The sequence below is a fragment of the Kitasatospora sp. NPDC001540 genome (assembly GCF_042894345.1).
In the GTDB taxonomy this organism is placed as follows: Bacteria; Actinomycetota; Actinomycetes; order Streptomycetales; family Streptomycetaceae; genus Kitasatospora; species Kitasatospora phosalacinea_C.
In genome coordinates this window covers 1-14,251 of sequence record NZ_JBIAVO010000020.1, presented here as the reverse complement: position 1 = coordinate 14,251, position 14,251 = coordinate 1, and the positions used below count along the sequence as shown (strand labels likewise).

The following is a 14,251-nucleotide window of genomic DNA, read 5'->3' as shown; positions in this document are numbered from 1 at the left end:
TGCTGGGCGCCCGGCCGGACGGGATCGGTCCCCGGCCGCAGTCCCACGAAGGGGTCGCACCCACATGTCCGAACCGCAGTCGCCGGAGTTCGAGCCCCGGCCCGAGTCCGCGCCCGAGTCAGCCTCCGAGCCGACCGGGTTGACCAAGCCCCCGCTGCCGGAGCCCGAGTCCGCCGGGGCCGCGCGGCGCCGTTCGCTGCGGCTGCCGCGGGGGCGCGGGGCGCGCTGGGCGGCAGGCGCCGCCGCGGCGGTCGTGCTGGGCGTGGTGGCCGTCGGGGCGGGGGCCGCCTGGGAGCGGCACAGCGATCACGGGGCGCCCGGGTTCGACCGGGTCCGCGCCGGGAAGGTCCCGCCGGGCTTGCCGGGCCTCCCGGGCGGTGCCGAGCTGCCGGGAGGGCCCGGGAAGCTGGTGATCCGCGGGGAGGACGGCTCCGTCCGGTCCGTCGTCGTCGGCAAGGCGCCCGGGGGCGTGTTCCGCTCCGAGGAGGACGTCAAGGCGGACGACATCAAGGCGGGCGGCGGCAAGGCGGAGGGGAAGCTCGCCCCCGCCGCGCTGCCGACCGTCCCCGCCGACCAGGCGCTGGCCAAGGCCGTCGCGGCCGTCCCGAACGGCCGGGCCGCCGGGCTGGCGGTGGTCGGCCGCGAGGGCGGCGGCAGTTCCTGGTCGGTGGAGGTGCTCGCCCCGGACGGCGTCCGGCACCTGGTGACGGTGGACGGCACCGACGGGTCGGTCACCGGCAACACCGTCGCGGGCGGGCGCTGAGGGCCCCGCTCCGGGTCGGGCCGGGGTCAGTGGTGGTAGGCGTGGACCACCGCGTGGCCCCGGCCGCGACCGATCAGCCAGCGGTTGACCGGGACGGTGACCACGAAGGCCAGCACCAGCGAACCGGCCAGCGACACCCAGAACAGCAGTTGGCCGAGGCCCGCGTCCATCGCCCCGGGGACGGCCACCATGACGCCGTTGTCGATCAGCTCCATGACGACGATCGACACGGTGTCGGCGGCCAGCGCGACCTTCAGCGCGTCCCGGAAGGGCAGACCGGCCTTCAGCACGCCGCGCATGGTCAGCGCGTAGCCGAACACGAAGGCGAGCGCGATCGACAGCACCACGGTCGCGCCGTTGTGGAGGCCGAGGCCGACGCCGATCACCTGGCCGAGCACCTCGCCGATGGCGCAGCCGGTGAGGCAGTGCAGCGTCGCCTGCGCGGCGGTGCGCCAACTGCTGCCGCCACCGCCGCCGTGGTGCGCGTGGTCGTCGTGGTGCGCGTGGCCCGCGTGGCCGTCGTGGCCCGCGTGGTGGCCGTGACCCGCGTGGTGCTCATGGTGCTCGTGGTGTTCGTGCCCGGTGTGCGCGCTGTGCTCCATGACGGCCCTCCTCGTCCGGTCGGGTGGGTTCCCCGGCCACGAGGAACGTTATACCCCCCAGGGGTATTCCACGCCGGTTTTCCGGATCTTCCCGGGAGGGCCGCCGGGCGGCGGCCCGTCGTCAGCCCCGCTCCGCCCCCTTGCCGAGCACCGTCACGTCGAGGCGGTCGGCCGCGTAGTCCGCGCGGATCACCTTCTTGTCGAACTTGCCGACCGAGGTCTTCGGCACCGACTCGATCAGCGACCAGCGCTCCGGCAACTGCCAGGAGGCGACCCGCTCGGCCAGGAAGGCCCGCAGCTCGGGGAGCCCGGCGGTGGCGCCGGGGCGCAGCACCACGGTGGCCAGCGGGCGCTCGCCCCACTTCTCGTCCGGGACGGCCACCACGGCGGCCTCGGCGACCTCGGGGTGGGCCATCAGGTGGTTCTCCAGCGCGACCGAGCTGATCCACTCGCCGCCGGACTTGATCACGTCCTTGGCCCGGTCGGTGAGGGTCAGGTAGCCGTCGGCGGTGATGGTGCCGACGTCGCCGGTGCGCAGCCAGCCGTCGGGGCTGAACTTGTCCTCGGGGGCCTCGGCCTCGTGGCCCGCGCCGCCGAAGTACGCCCCGGCGATCCACGGCCCGCGCACCTCCAGCTCGCCCTCGGCGACGCCGTCGTGCGGCATCGTCTCGCCGCCGGGGCCGATCAGCCGGGCCTGCACCGAGGACGGGAAGACGCCCTGGGTGACCCGGTACGCCCACTCGTCCTCGCCGGTGACGCCCGCCGGCGGGTGGGCGACGGTGCCGAGCGGGGAGGTCTCGGTCATGCCCCAGGCGTGGATGACCCGGATGCCGTGCCGCTCCTCGAAGGCCTTCATCAGGGCGGGCGGGCAGGCCGAGCCGCCGATGACGACGGTCTCCAGGGTGGAGGTGTCGTAGTCGCCCGCGTCCAGCTCGTCCAGCAGGCCGGTCCAGATGGTCGGGACGGCGGCGCCGAAGGTCGGCTTGACCCGGTCGATCATCTCGGCGAGCGGCTTGGGCTGCAGGAAGCGGTCCGGCATCAGCAGGCTCGCGCCGGTCATGAACGCGGCGTGCGGGATGCCCCAGGCGTTGACGTGGAACATCGGGACGACCGGCAGCACGGTGTCGCGGGCGGTCAGGCCGAAGCTGGAGGCGGCGATGATCTGCATCGAGTGCAGGTAGATCGAGCGGTGGCTGTAGACCACGCCCTTGGGGTCGCCGGTGGTGCCGGAGGTGTAGCAGAGCGCGGCGGCCTGCTTCTCGTCGATGTCGGTCTGCCACGGGTAGTCGGTCGGCCGGCCCGCGAGCAGCTCCTCGTAGTCGTGCACCGTGCCGCCGAACCCGGCCAGCAGCGCCGGGTCGTACGCCCCGGCCACCACGACGTGCTCGACCGTCCCGGCCAGTTGCGGCAGCACCGCGGCCAGCAGCGGCAGCACCGAGCCGTTGACGATCACCACCCGGTCCGCGGCGTGCTTGACGATGTAGACCAGCTGGTGGGCGGGCAGCCGCAGGTTCAGGGTGTGCAGCACGGCGCCCATCGACGGTATCGCCAGGTACGCCTCCTGGTGCTCGGTGTTGTTCCACATCAGGGTGCCGACCGGCTCGCCGTCGACCACCCCGAGCCGCTCGTGCAGCGCGTGCGCGAGCTGGGCGGCGCGGGCCCCGATCTCGGCGAAGGTGCGCACCACGGGGCCGCTCTCGGTCCAGGTGGTGACGGTCGACCGGCCGTGGATGGTGGACCCGTGCTGCAGAATTCGGGCGACAGTGAGCGGAACGTCCTGCATCGTGCTGTACACGCGGGTCCTCCTTGACCGGCCGGCACGTTGCTACCCGCAGGTAGCAAGCGGTTCCTCCGATTGTTTCCCCGGTGCGGCCCCGCTGTCAGCAGTCGCAACCGAGATGAGACCGAGCCGTCCCCGCAGCTCGCGGCGCGCGCCCGCCCGGATCCGGGGCGCGGCGGGGGCCTGCCGTGACGGGGCCGGGCGGGCCGGGTGGGTGCGGACGGGCGCCTCCCTCCGTCGTACCCGCTCAGCGGGCGACCGGACCGTCCACCTGGTCGCGGTCGACGGTCAGCGCGGCGCCGCCGTACGTCTCCTGGACGTTGCCGTGGTACTGGTGGATCCGGGCGTGGTCGGCCCACAGGTCGTCGCCGAGCCGGCCCGCGCCGTCGGTGGTGGTGGTCCGGTCGTCCCAGCGGGCGTACCAGACCGCGTCCGGCAGCGGCCCGCTCCCGGCCCGGGCGGCGGCGGCCAGGTCGGCGACGCCCGCGTCGGTGGAGGAGTAGAAGCCGGAGCGGAAGCCCGCCCGGTGCAGGGCCTGCGTCCAGCCGACGGTGAAGTCCATGACCGCCTGGCTGCAGGCCGAGTCGCCGCGCGGGTACGCCTCGATGTCCAGGTAGACGGGGGTGCCGGTGCGCAGGCCGAGGTTCTTCACCGCGCGCACCGCCTCGGCCGCCTCCTCCTTGCCCTGCTGCACCGCCTTCGCCGGGTCGATCCGCTGCGCCTTGCCGCTCGCCTTCATGCACGGCGCCTGCCGCCCGACGTGGGTCGGGATCACCTGCCAGCCCAGCGCCCGGACCTCGCGCACCCAGGCCGCGGTCAGCCGGGGCTGCGCGCAGGCCCGCTGCCGCCCGCTGGTGTAGATCCCGACCGCGCCGTACGGGGAGGCGCCCCACCAGGCGCGCATGGTCTCCAGCGGGGGCGCGGCGCAGGCGTCGAACCCGGCGCCGGTGAACACCTCGGCGGGCAGCGGGGTCCGGCGCGAGCGCAGCGGGTCGGACAGCGCCGTGCGGGTCAACCGGACGGGCGGCGGCTCGGCGGCGGCCCCGGCGACCGCACCGACGGCCGTCAGCGGGGCGGCCTGGTGCGCCACGGCGGGCAGGCCCTGGGCGGCGAGCTCGGGGGCGAGCGGCTGGAGCTGGAGCTGGGATTGCGGCTGGGCCGCGGGGCGGGAGGCGGCGGGCGTTCCGGCCGCCAGCATTCCGACGGCGTCCCGGTCGGTGGCGAGCAGCAGGACGAGCGACGCGGCCGTCAGGGCCGCCGGGCCGAGGTAGCGCATCTTCCAGAACTACTGACGGGCAGCCAGTGCGGCTGGTGGGACACGCCGTCGGCGCCATCGGGTCACCCGGGCGGCCCTGTGGCGCGGTCCACTGGTAACCGTCTTTGACCATTTCCACTCCTTACGCCAAACTCGATCGCATGTCAGGCACCTCCCTCACCGTTGAAAGCACGAGCGAACTCCCGAACATCGCCTCCGTTTCGAAGGTCAATTCCGGCGCCGCCCGGGCACGACCTCGGCTCGGGAGCGTGCCGGCGCCGGTGCTGTGCCTGGTGTCGATGCTGGCGGTGCAGCTCGGCGTGGCGGCGTCCAAGCCGCTGTTCGGGGCGCTGGGCGTGGCGGGTGCGACCTTCCTGCGGATCTCCTTCGCGGCCGTGGTGCTGCTCGCCGTCACCCGGCCCCGGCTGCGCGGCCGCAGCCCCCGCGACCTGGCGATGGCCGGACTGCTCGGCGTCGCCTCCGCCGGGATGACCCTGCTGTTCGCGGGCGCCGTCGACCGGCTGCCGATGGGCACCGCCGCCACCATCGAGTTCCTCGGCCCGCTGGCCGTCGCCCTGGTCTTCGCCCGCCGCGCCGGGCACGTGCTGTGGGCGGTGCTGGCCGCGGCGGGCGTCGCCCTGCTCACCCTGCTCGGCGGCGGGGGCGGTTCCGGCGGCCTCGACCCGGTCGGCCTGGCCTGCGCGTTCGGTGCGGCCGCCTGCTACGCCGGGTACATCCTGTTCACCCACAGGGTCGGCGCGGCCTTCCAGGGCTTCGAGGGCCTGGCGGTCTCGTTCACCATCGGGACGGTGGTGCTCGCCCCGTTCGGTGCCGCCGAGGCGGTGCACGGCCTGTCCGGATCCGGCTCCCCCGTCCTGCTGCTGCTCGCCGTCGCGGGCGTCGCCCTGCTCTTCCCGGTGCTGCCGTACGCGCTGGAGATGACCGCGCTGCGCCGGATGTCGCAGCGGGTGTTCAGCGTGGTCGTCAGCCTCGACCCGGCGGTCAGCGCCCTGGTCGGACTGCTGGTGCTGGGCCAGGTGCTGGGACTGCCGCAGGTGCTGGGCATCTGCTGCGTGGTCGCCGCCAGCGTGGGGGCGACGCTCACCGCGCGCCGCTGAGCCGGCCCTCCGCACGACCGACCGGCCGCCCTGCCGACCTGCCGACCTGCCGACCGCCCTGTCGGCCGGCCCTCCGCTGACCGGCCCGTCGGGGGAACGCCCCCGGGAACGCCTCGGGGGCGCGGCGGCCGTTGTTGCGGCACCGCGCCCCCGAGGGGTGCTGTTCGTCGTCCGTGGTGTGCCCCGAGGCGGTGACCCTTTCCACTCCCGGGTGCCCCGGCGGTCCGTGCTCCGTCCGGTCCGGCGCCCCCGCCGGTCCGTCCGCACGTCCCGCCGACGGGTCAGTACGCGTAGACCGGCGCGAAGACGAAGTTGAAGTTCTTGTTGGACTGGTCGGCGTAGACGACGCCCGAGTTGCCCTTCACCCCGAGGGTGTTGTTCTGGTTCGACGCTCCGGCGCCGGTCGCCGTCTGCTGGGTGGAGTTGTCGTTGCCGTCGACCGATCCGAAGATGTTGCCGCTGCCGAAGTTCGAGACCACGCTGCTGTTCGAGCCGTGGCCGGCAGCCGCACCGTTGTCGGCCGCCGCGGCACCCGCCCCGGCCAGCAGCAGACCGGCTGCGAGCGGGACGGACGCGACCAGCGCGGCCAGGCGTGTGGTGCGGAAGCGCGCCATGGGATTTCCTCCGTGGTTCTTGCCGGGTGTTGCGGGTGAAAGGTGTTCCGGAGTTCGCGGCCAGACGAGGCTCCGGGGCTGCGACGCCGAGGGACAGACTTCCGCAACAAATCGACAAAGCACCAGCACCGCTGAGTCTTTTCCCCCATTAGCGTGACGCGGCGGCAGTGGCGCATAATCCGGGGCCGATCGGTTCATCGGCAGACACACCGCCTGCCAACTGCCGCTTCGCCCGGACGGCGGCAGCTAGGACCCCGTCCGGGCGGGCGCGCGAACAGGGGTTTCCGGCGAGTCGTACGAGCCCCGGGGTGCACGAACCGTCCGTTCACGCCCCGTTCGGGCATGGCAACCTCGCGAAGTCGATATTTCGCCATTTCGCCGTCCATCGAAATCCTCATACCATCCGGATTTCGGAAGATGATGGTCAGGTAAATGGCGCGCGGATATCCCGACCATCATCTTGTGATGGTCGGAATATCCCCCCGGTCACAGCACCTTGCCGGGGTTGAGGATGCCCAGCGGGTCGAACGCCGCCTTGATCCGGCGCTGCAGCTCCAGCCCGGCCGGGCCGAGTTCCCGGGCCAGCCACTCGCGCTTCAGCAGGCCGATGCCGTGCTCCCCGGTCACCGTCCCGCCCAGTTCCAGGCCCAGCGCCATGATCTCGTCGAAGGAGTCGCGGGCCCGGGCCGTCTCGTCCTCGTCCTCGGCGTCGAAGATCACCACCGGGTGGGTGTTGCCGTCGCCCGCGTGCGAGACCACGCCGATGGTCAGCCGGTGCCGGTTGGCGATCTCCGCGACGCCGTTCAGCATCGCGGCCAGCGCGCTGCGCGGCACCGCCACGTCGTCGATCATCGTGGTGCCCAGCCGCTCCAGCGCGGGCAGCGACAGGCGCCGGGCCTGCAGCAGCAGCTCGGACTCCGCCCGGTCCTCGGCCGGCACCACGGCGGTGGCCCCGGCGGCGGTGCACAGCTCCCCGACCGCAGCCAGCCGCTCCCGCCGGTCCGGGCCGTCGAAGGCCACCAGCAGCAGCGCCCTGGTCGACTCCGGCAGCCCCATCCGGGCCATCTCGTTCACCGCCCGGACGGTGGTGGCGTCCATCAGCTCCATCAGCGAGGGCGTGTGCCCGGCCGCCATCACCTCGCACACCGCCTTCCCCGCGGCGTCCACCGAGTCGAACTCCGCCGCCAGCACCAGCTGCGGCTCCGGCGCGGGCCGCAGTGCGAGCACCGCCTCGACCACCACCCCCAGCGTGCCCTCCGAACCGACCAGCAGCCGGGTCAGGTCGTACCCGGCGACGCCCTTCGCGGTGCGCCGCCCCGTCCGCAGCAGTTGCCCGTCGGCCAGCACCACGTCCAGCCCGAGCACGTACTCGCTGGTCACGCCGTACTTCACGCAGCACAGGCCGCCCGCGCCGGTGCCGATGTTGCCGCCGATGGTGCAGGACTCCCAGCTCGACGGGTCCGGCGGGTAGGCCAGGCCCAGGGCCTCGGCGGCGCGCGAGAGCTCGGCGTTGACTACGCCCGGCTGCACCACGGCGATCCGGTCGACCGGGTCGATGCGCAGGATCCGGTCCATCCGGGTCAGCGACAGCAGGACGCAGCCGTCCACCGCGTTCGCCCCGCCCGACAGGCCCGTCCGGGCGCCCTGCGGCACCACCGGCACCCGCAGCTCGGACGCCGTCCGCAGCACGAACTGCACCTGCTCGACCGTCTCCGGGAAGACCAGCACCGCCGGATCGCCCGCCGTGCAGAACCCGGCCATGTCCCGCGCGTACGCGGCCGTCACGTCCGGGTCGACCGCGACCGCCCCCTCCGGCAGCCCCGCCCGCAACCGTTCGACCAACTCGCCCACCGCAACCTCCACTTCGACCAATGCGCACTCTCCTCCCCCACCGCCGCCCCGGCAACCGCCCGACGCCCCCTCCCCGCTGTCGGCCCGCTGCGGCACCCTGGTCCCATGCGCGCACCCCGGATCCAGTGCCCCGACTGCGACCGACCGGTCGCCCTCATGCCCACCCGCCGCACCGGCTACGGCGTCATCCACGACCACAAGCGCGACCGCCGCTCGCTCAGCCTCTGCCCCGGCAGCATGCGCCAACTCCCGCTCTCCGACGCCACCCTGTGGCAGGAGACCCTCCCCGGCCTCCCCGGCCCGGACGTCCCGCCCACCCTGTTCTGACCCCTTGCCCGGGGCTGGCCACCACCTGCGGCCCGGGCAGCGCCCCGTCCCGAAGGCCGGCATCCAGGGGGACGCTCATGGCCCGCACCGGCACCGCCCAGTACCAGCACCTGGAGTCGCTCGACTCCTGCCGCGTCCTGCGGCCCCGGCCCGGAGAGCCCGCCGGGAAGTACGCCGGGAAGTACGCCGAGGAGGCGCACCTGCAGGTGTTCACCGAGGTGCTGCTGACGCTGGCGCTCGGCCGCACCGTCGTCGTCCCGCAGTCGTACGCCTTCGACTCGTACGCGTTCCTGCGCACCGCCGAGGACCAGCGGGCCGCCCGCGCGGCGCTCGACGCCCACCTGAACCGCGTGGCCGGCACCATCGGCGGCCGGGTCGGGGTCTCCGCGCGCAGCGGCTCCCTGATCGAGATGGTGCTCACCGCCGCGGGCGCCGCCGGGCCCGCCCCCGCCACCGAGGCCTGGCACCTGCCCGGCCCGCTCAGCCACTCGGCGTCCGCCGCGAGCGCGGTCGGCAGCCCGGTCTACGGCCGGACCAAGCAGGCCGTCGCCGGACGCCGACGCACCCGGCGGACCGCGTGCGCGCTGGGGCGCGTCGTCGACGTGAGAGGCTGACCGCCATGACAGACGGCGGTGGCGACGGCGGTGGGGACGGCGGTGCGGGTGCCGGGGCGAGGGACGCCATCCGGCGCACCCGCGAGGTGCTCGCCTACCGCAACCGCTTCGTCGACGTCTACGACGACGAGGTCGCCTTCCCGGACGGCACCGACGGGCGCTACCTGCGGATCCGCCACCGCGGCGAGGGCCTCGGCGTGGTGGTGCTACCCGTCCGCGACGGGGCCGTCGGGCTGGTGCGCACCTACCGCTACCCCCTCGGCCGCCTCCAGTGGGGCCTGCCCCGCGGCTTCTCGCACGACCGCGACCCGCTGGTCACCGCCCGCACCGAACTCCACGAGGAACTCGGCGTCCCCGAAGCCGAGTTCACCTTCCTCGGCACCATGACCCCCGACTCCGGCCTGCTCGCCGACCCCGTCGCCGTCGTCCACGCCCGCGTCACCACCGCCCCCGGCGCCCCGCTCACCCCCGAGGAGGTCATCGAGTCCCACTGGCTCCCCCTCCCCGACCTCCCCCGCTGGATCACCACCGGCCACCTCGACGACGCCATGACCCTCGCCGCCCTCACCCTCGCCCGCGCCCACGGCCTCCTCCCGCACTGATCCCGGGGACGACGACGGCCCCCGACCGCATCACTGCTGGTCGGGGGCCGTTCCGGCGCGGAGGATGTGGGATTTGAACCCACGGTGGCGCGAGGCCACAACAGTTTTCAAGAACGTCCGGACAGGGTTGCGCCGCACCCTTCTGAACAGCGCAAGAGCGTCGCTGGGGTGCGAGGAAGTCGCCGCAGGTTCCACGCATATTCCAGCGCCCCGAATCTGGTTCGCTAAGGCACAACTATCCAGCCGGCGTCTGCCTCCTCTTCGTCCCGAAGCAACTTGGCACCCACCCGACCTTGGGTCAGGCTCTCGCTGACCTGCGCACACAGTCCCCAATCGTCCATAGTGGTCCGCTGACGTGCGAGGCCGCTGTAGCGCAGTTAGACACGCGCTCTGATACCGTTCCGCCTGCGCCATCTTCGCCGTGTGATCAGAAAGCCCTTGCCGGCTTCGAGCTGTTGACCCTAGCTAGGTGAAGACAACAACGCCGAATGAATCATCCTGACAGATACTCAAGGACGGCAGCTACGGCAGAATTGCGCATCTTTCTGGACCTCTTGGGGCCGACGTAATGTGCCTTCATGAAGTCTTTTTCATCGGCAGCCAGCACTCCACCAATCGTGTTAATGCCCAAGCTGTGAAGGCTGCTGCGCTGGAAATCACTTAGGTCTAGCTTGTCGATCGACCGCTGCAGCTGGGCCTCCAAGGCCTCATTCCCTTCCGACTCTATGTCAGCGAGGGAGAATTTCGCGAGCGCGCGGAACTCGACGTGGTTCGATCCATACTCAACCCATCGCTTTATGGATAGGGAAGATCGAACCTTTTGGATAAAATTAATCGGCTCCGCATCCAAAGAGCCTAGGCATCCGAGATTCACCAGGTAGCGCGTTCCGATTTGACTCCGAGTCCCTTTTATTCCGGAGACACCCTCCTGCAGGATGCCGCTGTAAGAGAGCAGTCGAAGCGCCTCTCGTACTGCATGCGGGGCATCGCGATGAATCCAAAGGAAAGAGGTTGTATCCGTCTTTGAAGCTCGATTGCGGTCGTAAAGGGCCGGGATTACGCTACCCTCCATGAACATTCTACCCCAGTCGATTAGCGTGCCATGCCCTGGGTACCTTTCGCGAAGAGCTGAGTGTTCCGCCCAAATGTCTTCACGGTAGTACTCCTTGATGACCTCCTGCACGTTCCTTCGGTTGAATTGAGGCAGTCGATCAAGAGTCTTTAGGAGGGTCCGGGGATTTCCAGTGGCGGCATAGGCGAGAGCGTCAAACACCTCGCCATTGCGCTCAATCGTTGCCTTTAGTGAGTTATCCTGCTTGTACACCACTTGCCTCATATTTGACGCATACTCTACCTCGGTGATGAGGCGGTCTACGGTATGCACTGAGGCGTCGTGCATCGGCTGGAAGGAGTCACCATAAGAGGTAGCGCCAGGATAAACCGCCGCCTTTACGGAAATAAATGGACTCCTAAGGTCACGCATGAGAGTGAAGAACTGCCGCTGCTGCTCGGGGATGAACACATGTGCGGCTTCATCGACAAAGAGGCAGATGCGCTTCAGATCGACATACCTGCAAAGATCTTCAATTGCGTCGCGGAGAATGTCGGAGTCAGGAATATCCATGGAAGGATCTGCAGAGCTGCTATTTTTCCAGGACTCCTCCAGGGTTGCTTCGACCTGCTCCATCTGGGAAGTCCCGTCGTCGGACTTCTTGCCTTGGATTTCGGCAATAGCTGACCCTGCAGGTAGCGTCAGGCCGTAAGTCGTAGCTGTTCGGACGATGCTGTTGCAGATTTTCGACATCATCCACAGCATGAATCGGTCGGGCGTATTGGCTCGAATTAGTCCAGCCTTGGCAAATGTCACATAGACTGGAAGGATCTTGGACTCCGCGAATGAGTCCTTCAGCTCAGATTCGGCGGCCCGCATCAGAAAGGACTTCCCGACCCCTCTGCTCCCCTTCAGAATCACCGGCGAGCGCCCCTTAAGCGCCCGAATGAGGTCCCGGTCGCTTTGCGATTCGACCAAGTAGGAGAGGACTTCTTCCTGTCGAATGTCCTCGGTTCGAAAGAAAAGGTCGCCTGCCATGATCTAGAAACCCCTCTATTTAGCTAACGGGAAGCCCGAGCGCGGTACGGACGGATGCGATATGGCCGAATGAGTGTGCGATGGCATCGTGGAGCTTCCCGCCGTCATCGTCCTCAAGGAGTTCGGTGGAGTAACGACAGTAAAGGAGAAACAGGACGGCTTTTGCTGATTTTTCAGCCGTGGCAATCCAGTTCTCCAGCACATCTTTGGAGTATCCAATCACTTCTGGCAGCTTACTCGTTTCAGAAGCCTTACCGTGGATGAACTGGGAGCAGTGACGGTAGCACTCGGCGGCACTAGTTGCATGGTGTGGGGCAAAGTCGATCACATCGTCTCTAAATTCTCTAACGAAAGACTTGGATAGAACTCCTTCATTCTCATCCAAGGCCTTTGACCAAGAGAAGTCATGACGATCGGATAGCCATTTCCTTCGCAGGTATTCATTTGCGGAAAAGAATACCGATGCGAATCCAAGCTCAAGGAACAGTCGGATGCTACCGAAGGCTAGGCGATAGAGACCGCATGACGCGGCGTAGGTCGCATATCCAAATTCTTTACGGGCCTGCGCAAGTTGGGCACTTTCAGGCCTGCCAGAAATCATCTGCTCGAAAACCTGAATATCGAGGTCAAGTCTCATCAGCCGCCCAAAGGCGGCAGGGTTAGACTTCATTGTTTCCTCGATCGCCTTTTCGGCTTCGCCGTGAAGGCCGCGCAATTGCTCTTCTATGCTTCCGGCCTTGTAATCGGCAGCTGTCACGCGATGCTCCTGCGATGTGGTAGCGCTGATGAGTCATACGCTACGCCGGGCGCTCTCACTACCGCAGGCGGTTTGCCTTCTTTGGTGGGCGGTGGAGCGGTTTTGGCCGGTGTCCTGCCTGGTCTGGGGCCGAGCATGATCGGGGGACCGTAAGAACTCGTAACACGATCTTGCTGATCGTCACTGGCAGGGCGTGACCGATGTGACGATTCGCCCGTTCGTGATGGCGTGAGCAACAAGCCGTGGATCGTGGGCGACGAGCTGTGGGCCCGGATCGAACCGCTGCTGCCGCTATGGCCGGAGCGGGCGCCGGGCCCGCGTCCGGTGGACGACCGGTTGTGCCTGCAGGATGTCCTGTTCGTGCTGTACACCGGGATCGCCTGGCAGCAGTTGCCGCCCGAGTTGGGCTTCGGCTCCGGGCAGACCTGCTGGCGGCGGCTCGGCCGCTGGCAGCAGGCCGGGGTGTTCGAGGCCCTGCACCGCATGCTCCTGGCCGAGTTGAACACGGCCGGACTGATCGACTGGACCCACGCGTGCGTGGACGCCTCCCACGTGCGCGCGAAAAAGGGGGTGAGGCCACCGGCCCGTCGCCGGTCGACCGCCGTAAGACCGGCAGCAAGCACCACCTGATCAGCGACGGTGGCGGCATCCCGTTCCACCTGATCACCACCGCCGCCAACGTCAACGACGTCATCCGAACCCTCGATCTGGTCGACGGCATCCCATCGGTCGCCGGCCGTGTCGGCCGCCCCCGCAGACGCCCGGACGCCCTGCTCGGCGACAAGGGCTACGACAGCAACCCCAACCGCCGGGAACTGCGCAGACGCCGGATCCTGCCGGTCATCTCCCGCCGCGGCGAGCCCGACATCGTCGGCCTCGGCAAGCTCCGACACGTCGTCGAGCAGACCTTCGCCCAGCTCCACCAGTTCAAGCGCCTCGCCGTCCGATGGGAGAGACGCCTCGACCTCCACAACGCCTCCGTCTCACTGGCCTGTGGACTCATCTGCTGGCGACGCCTCAACCGACAGATACCGTGACGCTGTTGCGAGTTCGCACTGAAAGGGCATGTTCATGGGTCTCCCCGGCTGGATCGGCGATGTCTTCGAGGCCAGGAGGAGGGAGTTCGTCGAGAGCCCAGACGACGAGGGGATCTTCGGCCCTCCGATCCTGCGGGCCGGGGCGACGGAAGAGGACATCACGCGACTGCGGGCGAGGTTCTCCCAGCCGTTGGAGGAGCACTACGTCGAGTTCCTGCGGCACTCGGACGGGATGGAGAACTTCGCGCTGGGAAGACCCCTCTACGGAAGTCGTGACTGGCTGAGCGGCCGAACCCAGGAGGAGTCCGAAGAGTTCCTCCAGGCCCAGAAAGACATCCTCCGGCTCGACGTCGGGATCCCCGACGGAACGGAGGTCATCCCGACCTCCATGGAGGAGGACCGGACGTCGGGAGTCTTCATGATCCCACCCGGTGACGGGCGGGGCCGGATCTTCTGGCTCTCGCACGGGGACCTCTGCTTCTACTCCGGCCTGCGGCAGCTCTTCCATTGGGCGGTGTCCTTCGACCCGAGTGAAGTCGGCTGGACGGCGTAACCGCACGTCGCCTTCGGGTGGGCGCCGCACCAGCCACAGGGCCGCCGCGGCGTCCTGGACTGCCCCTCGGGGTAGTGACTTCCATCTGACGTGAATGTCTGCATACCTCCAACCCCACCCGAACGCCCTCAACAGCAACGAATCGTCGCACTCGCCGCAGCCTGCTGGCGCGCAAGATCTTGTTACGAGCTCTGATTGGGCGTTTCACCCGTAATTTGGTGGATTGATCCCGATTTTGGGGCCAACTGGACTGCTGGCATTCGGTGGCACTTGGGGCCCTGGTGGCAGG

The 14,251-nt window shown here is 69.4% G+C and carries 14 protein-coding genes; 7 read left to right on the top strand and 7 right to left on the bottom strand.

The genetic code is table 11. From position 1 onward, the window contains the following. Positions 1 to 64: 64 nt before the first annotated feature. Entirely contained in the window at positions 65 to 763 is a 699-nt protein-coding gene (locus tag ACFY00_RS22745) for a PepSY domain-containing protein (protein ID WP_388033294.1), read from the top strand. A 26-nt stretch (positions 764 to 789) separates the two neighbouring features. On the opposite strand, the gene ACFY00_RS22740 is transcribed toward ACFY00_RS22745, so the two are convergent. From ACFY00_RS22740 to ACFY00_RS22730, 3 genes are all read right to left on the bottom strand, one after another. Continuing rightward, positions 790 to 1,365 (bottom strand): DUF4396 domain-containing protein, encoded by a 576-nt coding sequence (locus ACFY00_RS22740; RefSeq protein WP_388033293.1) that lies wholly within the window; start codon positions 1,363 to 1,365, stop codon positions 790 to 792. A gap of 121 nt (positions 1,366 to 1,486) precedes the next feature. Beyond that, complete coding sequence (locus tag ACFY00_RS22735) at positions 1,487 to 3,160, bottom strand: long-chain fatty acid--CoA ligase (protein WP_388033292.1); 1,674 nt, start codon at positions 3,158 to 3,160, stop codon at positions 1,487 to 1,489. 232 nt (positions 3,161 to 3,392) lie between these two features. Continuing rightward, positions 3,393 to 4,421, bottom strand: a complete 1,029-nt coding sequence (locus ACFY00_RS22730) for a DUF1906 domain-containing protein (protein ID WP_388033290.1) — start codon at positions 4,419 to 4,421, stop codon at positions 3,393 to 3,395. A gap of 248 nt (positions 4,422 to 4,669) precedes the next feature. On the opposite strand from ACFY00_RS22730, the gene ACFY00_RS22725 reads away from it, so the two are divergent. Next, positions 4,670 to 5,518, top strand: coding sequence for a DMT family transporter (locus ACFY00_RS22725; protein ID WP_388033289.1), 849 nt, complete (start codon positions 4,670 to 4,672; stop codon positions 5,516 to 5,518). A gap of 281 nt (positions 5,519 to 5,799) precedes the next feature. On the opposite strand, the gene ACFY00_RS22720 is transcribed toward ACFY00_RS22725, so the two are convergent. Together ACFY00_RS22720 and ACFY00_RS22715 are read right to left on the bottom strand one after the other, a co-directional pair. Beyond that, a complete protein-coding gene (locus ACFY00_RS22720) occupies positions 5,800 to 6,132 on the bottom strand; it encodes a hypothetical protein (protein WP_388033287.1) in 333 nt (110 codons plus the stop codon). Between the two features lie 486 nt (positions 6,133 to 6,618). Further along, positions 6,619 to 7,983: an FAD-binding oxidoreductase gene (locus ACFY00_RS22715; RefSeq protein WP_388033461.1), complete on the bottom strand. Its 1,365-nt coding sequence runs from the start codon at positions 7,981 to 7,983 to the stop codon at positions 6,619 to 6,621. 105 nt (positions 7,984 to 8,088) lie between these two features. Here ACFY00_RS22715 and ACFY00_RS22710 point away from each other — a divergent pair, with 105 nt between their 5' ends. From ACFY00_RS22710 to ACFY00_RS22700, 3 genes are all read left to right on the top strand, one after another. After that, a complete protein-coding gene (locus ACFY00_RS22710; protein WP_388033286.1) occupies positions 8,089 to 8,310 on the top strand; it encodes a hypothetical protein in 222 nt (73 codons plus the stop codon). Between the two features lie 77 nt (positions 8,311 to 8,387). Beyond that, positions 8,388 to 8,924 carry a hypothetical protein gene (locus ACFY00_RS22705; RefSeq protein ID WP_388033285.1) on the top strand — a complete coding sequence of 179 codons (537 nt, stop codon included), beginning with the start codon at positions 8,388 to 8,390 and terminating at the stop codon, positions 8,922 to 8,924. Positions 8,925 to 8,929: 5 nt separating this feature from the next. Next, positions 8,930 to 9,526: an NUDIX hydrolase gene (locus ACFY00_RS22700; protein WP_388033283.1), complete on the top strand. Its 597-nt coding sequence runs from the start codon at positions 8,930 to 8,932 to the stop codon at positions 9,524 to 9,526. A 493-nt stretch (positions 9,527 to 10,019) separates the two neighbouring features. Here the strand turns inward: ACFY00_RS22700 and ACFY00_RS22695 are convergent, their stop codons facing one another. Further along, positions 10,020 to 11,615, bottom strand: coding sequence for a hypothetical protein (locus ACFY00_RS22695; RefSeq protein WP_388033281.1), 1,596 nt, complete (start codon positions 11,613 to 11,615; stop codon positions 10,020 to 10,022). Between the two features lie 19 nt (positions 11,616 to 11,634). Continuing rightward, complete coding sequence (locus ACFY00_RS22690; protein WP_388033280.1) at positions 11,635 to 12,372, bottom strand: hypothetical protein; 738 nt, start codon at positions 12,370 to 12,372, stop codon at positions 11,635 to 11,637. 228 nt (positions 12,373 to 12,600) lie between these two features. Here ACFY00_RS22690 and ACFY00_RS22685 point away from each other — a divergent pair. Both ACFY00_RS22685 and ACFY00_RS22680 read left to right on the top strand, forming a co-directional pair. Further along, positions 12,601 to 13,409, top strand: a protein-coding gene (locus ACFY00_RS22685) for an IS5 family transposase (RefSeq protein WP_388033278.1) whose coding sequence is annotated in 2 segments (ribosomal slippage) — positions 12,601 to 12,918 and positions 12,921 to 13,409 — 807 coding nt in all. Because the reading frame shifts where the segments join, the coding sequence is not laid out codon by codon here. A 28-nt stretch (positions 13,410 to 13,437) separates the two neighbouring features. After that, entirely contained in the window at positions 13,438 to 13,962 is a 525-nt protein-coding gene (locus ACFY00_RS22680) for a hypothetical protein (RefSeq protein ID WP_388033277.1), read from the top strand. The last annotated feature ends 289 nt before the right edge of the window (positions 13,963 to 14,251 follow it).

Bases quoted from the DNA above. Each gene is read 5' to 3' on its own strand.
- ACFY00_RS22740 (WP_388033293.1), bottom strand. From the start codon at position 1,365: ATGGAGCACAGCGCGCACACCGGGCACGAACACCACGAGCACCATGAG.
- ACFY00_RS22695 (WP_388033281.1), bottom strand. From the start codon at position 11,615: ATGGCAGGCGACCTTTTCTTTCGAACCGAGGACATTCGACAGGAAGAA.
- ACFY00_RS22745 (WP_388033294.1), top strand. From the start codon at position 65: ATGTCCGAACCGCAGTCGCCGGAGTTCGAGCCCCGGCCCGAGTCCGCG.
- ACFY00_RS22700 (WP_388033283.1), top strand. From the start codon at position 8,930: ATGACAGACGGCGGTGGCGACGGCGGTGGGGACGGCGGTGCGGGTGCC.
- ACFY00_RS22710 (WP_388033286.1), top strand. From the start codon at position 8,089: ATGCGCGCACCCCGGATCCAGTGCCCCGACTGCGACCGACCGGTCGCC.
- ACFY00_RS22705 (WP_388033285.1), top strand. From the start codon at position 8,388: ATGGCCCGCACCGGCACCGCCCAGTACCAGCACCTGGAGTCGCTCGAC.
- ACFY00_RS22720 (WP_388033287.1), bottom strand. From the start codon at position 6,132: ATGGCGCGCTTCCGCACCACACGCCTGGCCGCGCTGGTCGCGTCCGTC.
- ACFY00_RS22680 (WP_388033277.1), top strand. From the start codon at position 13,438: ATGTTCATGGGTCTCCCCGGCTGGATCGGCGATGTCTTCGAGGCCAGG.
- ACFY00_RS22730 (WP_388033290.1), bottom strand. From the start codon at position 4,421: ATGCGCTACCTCGGCCCGGCGGCCCTGACGGCCGCGTCGCTCGTCCTG.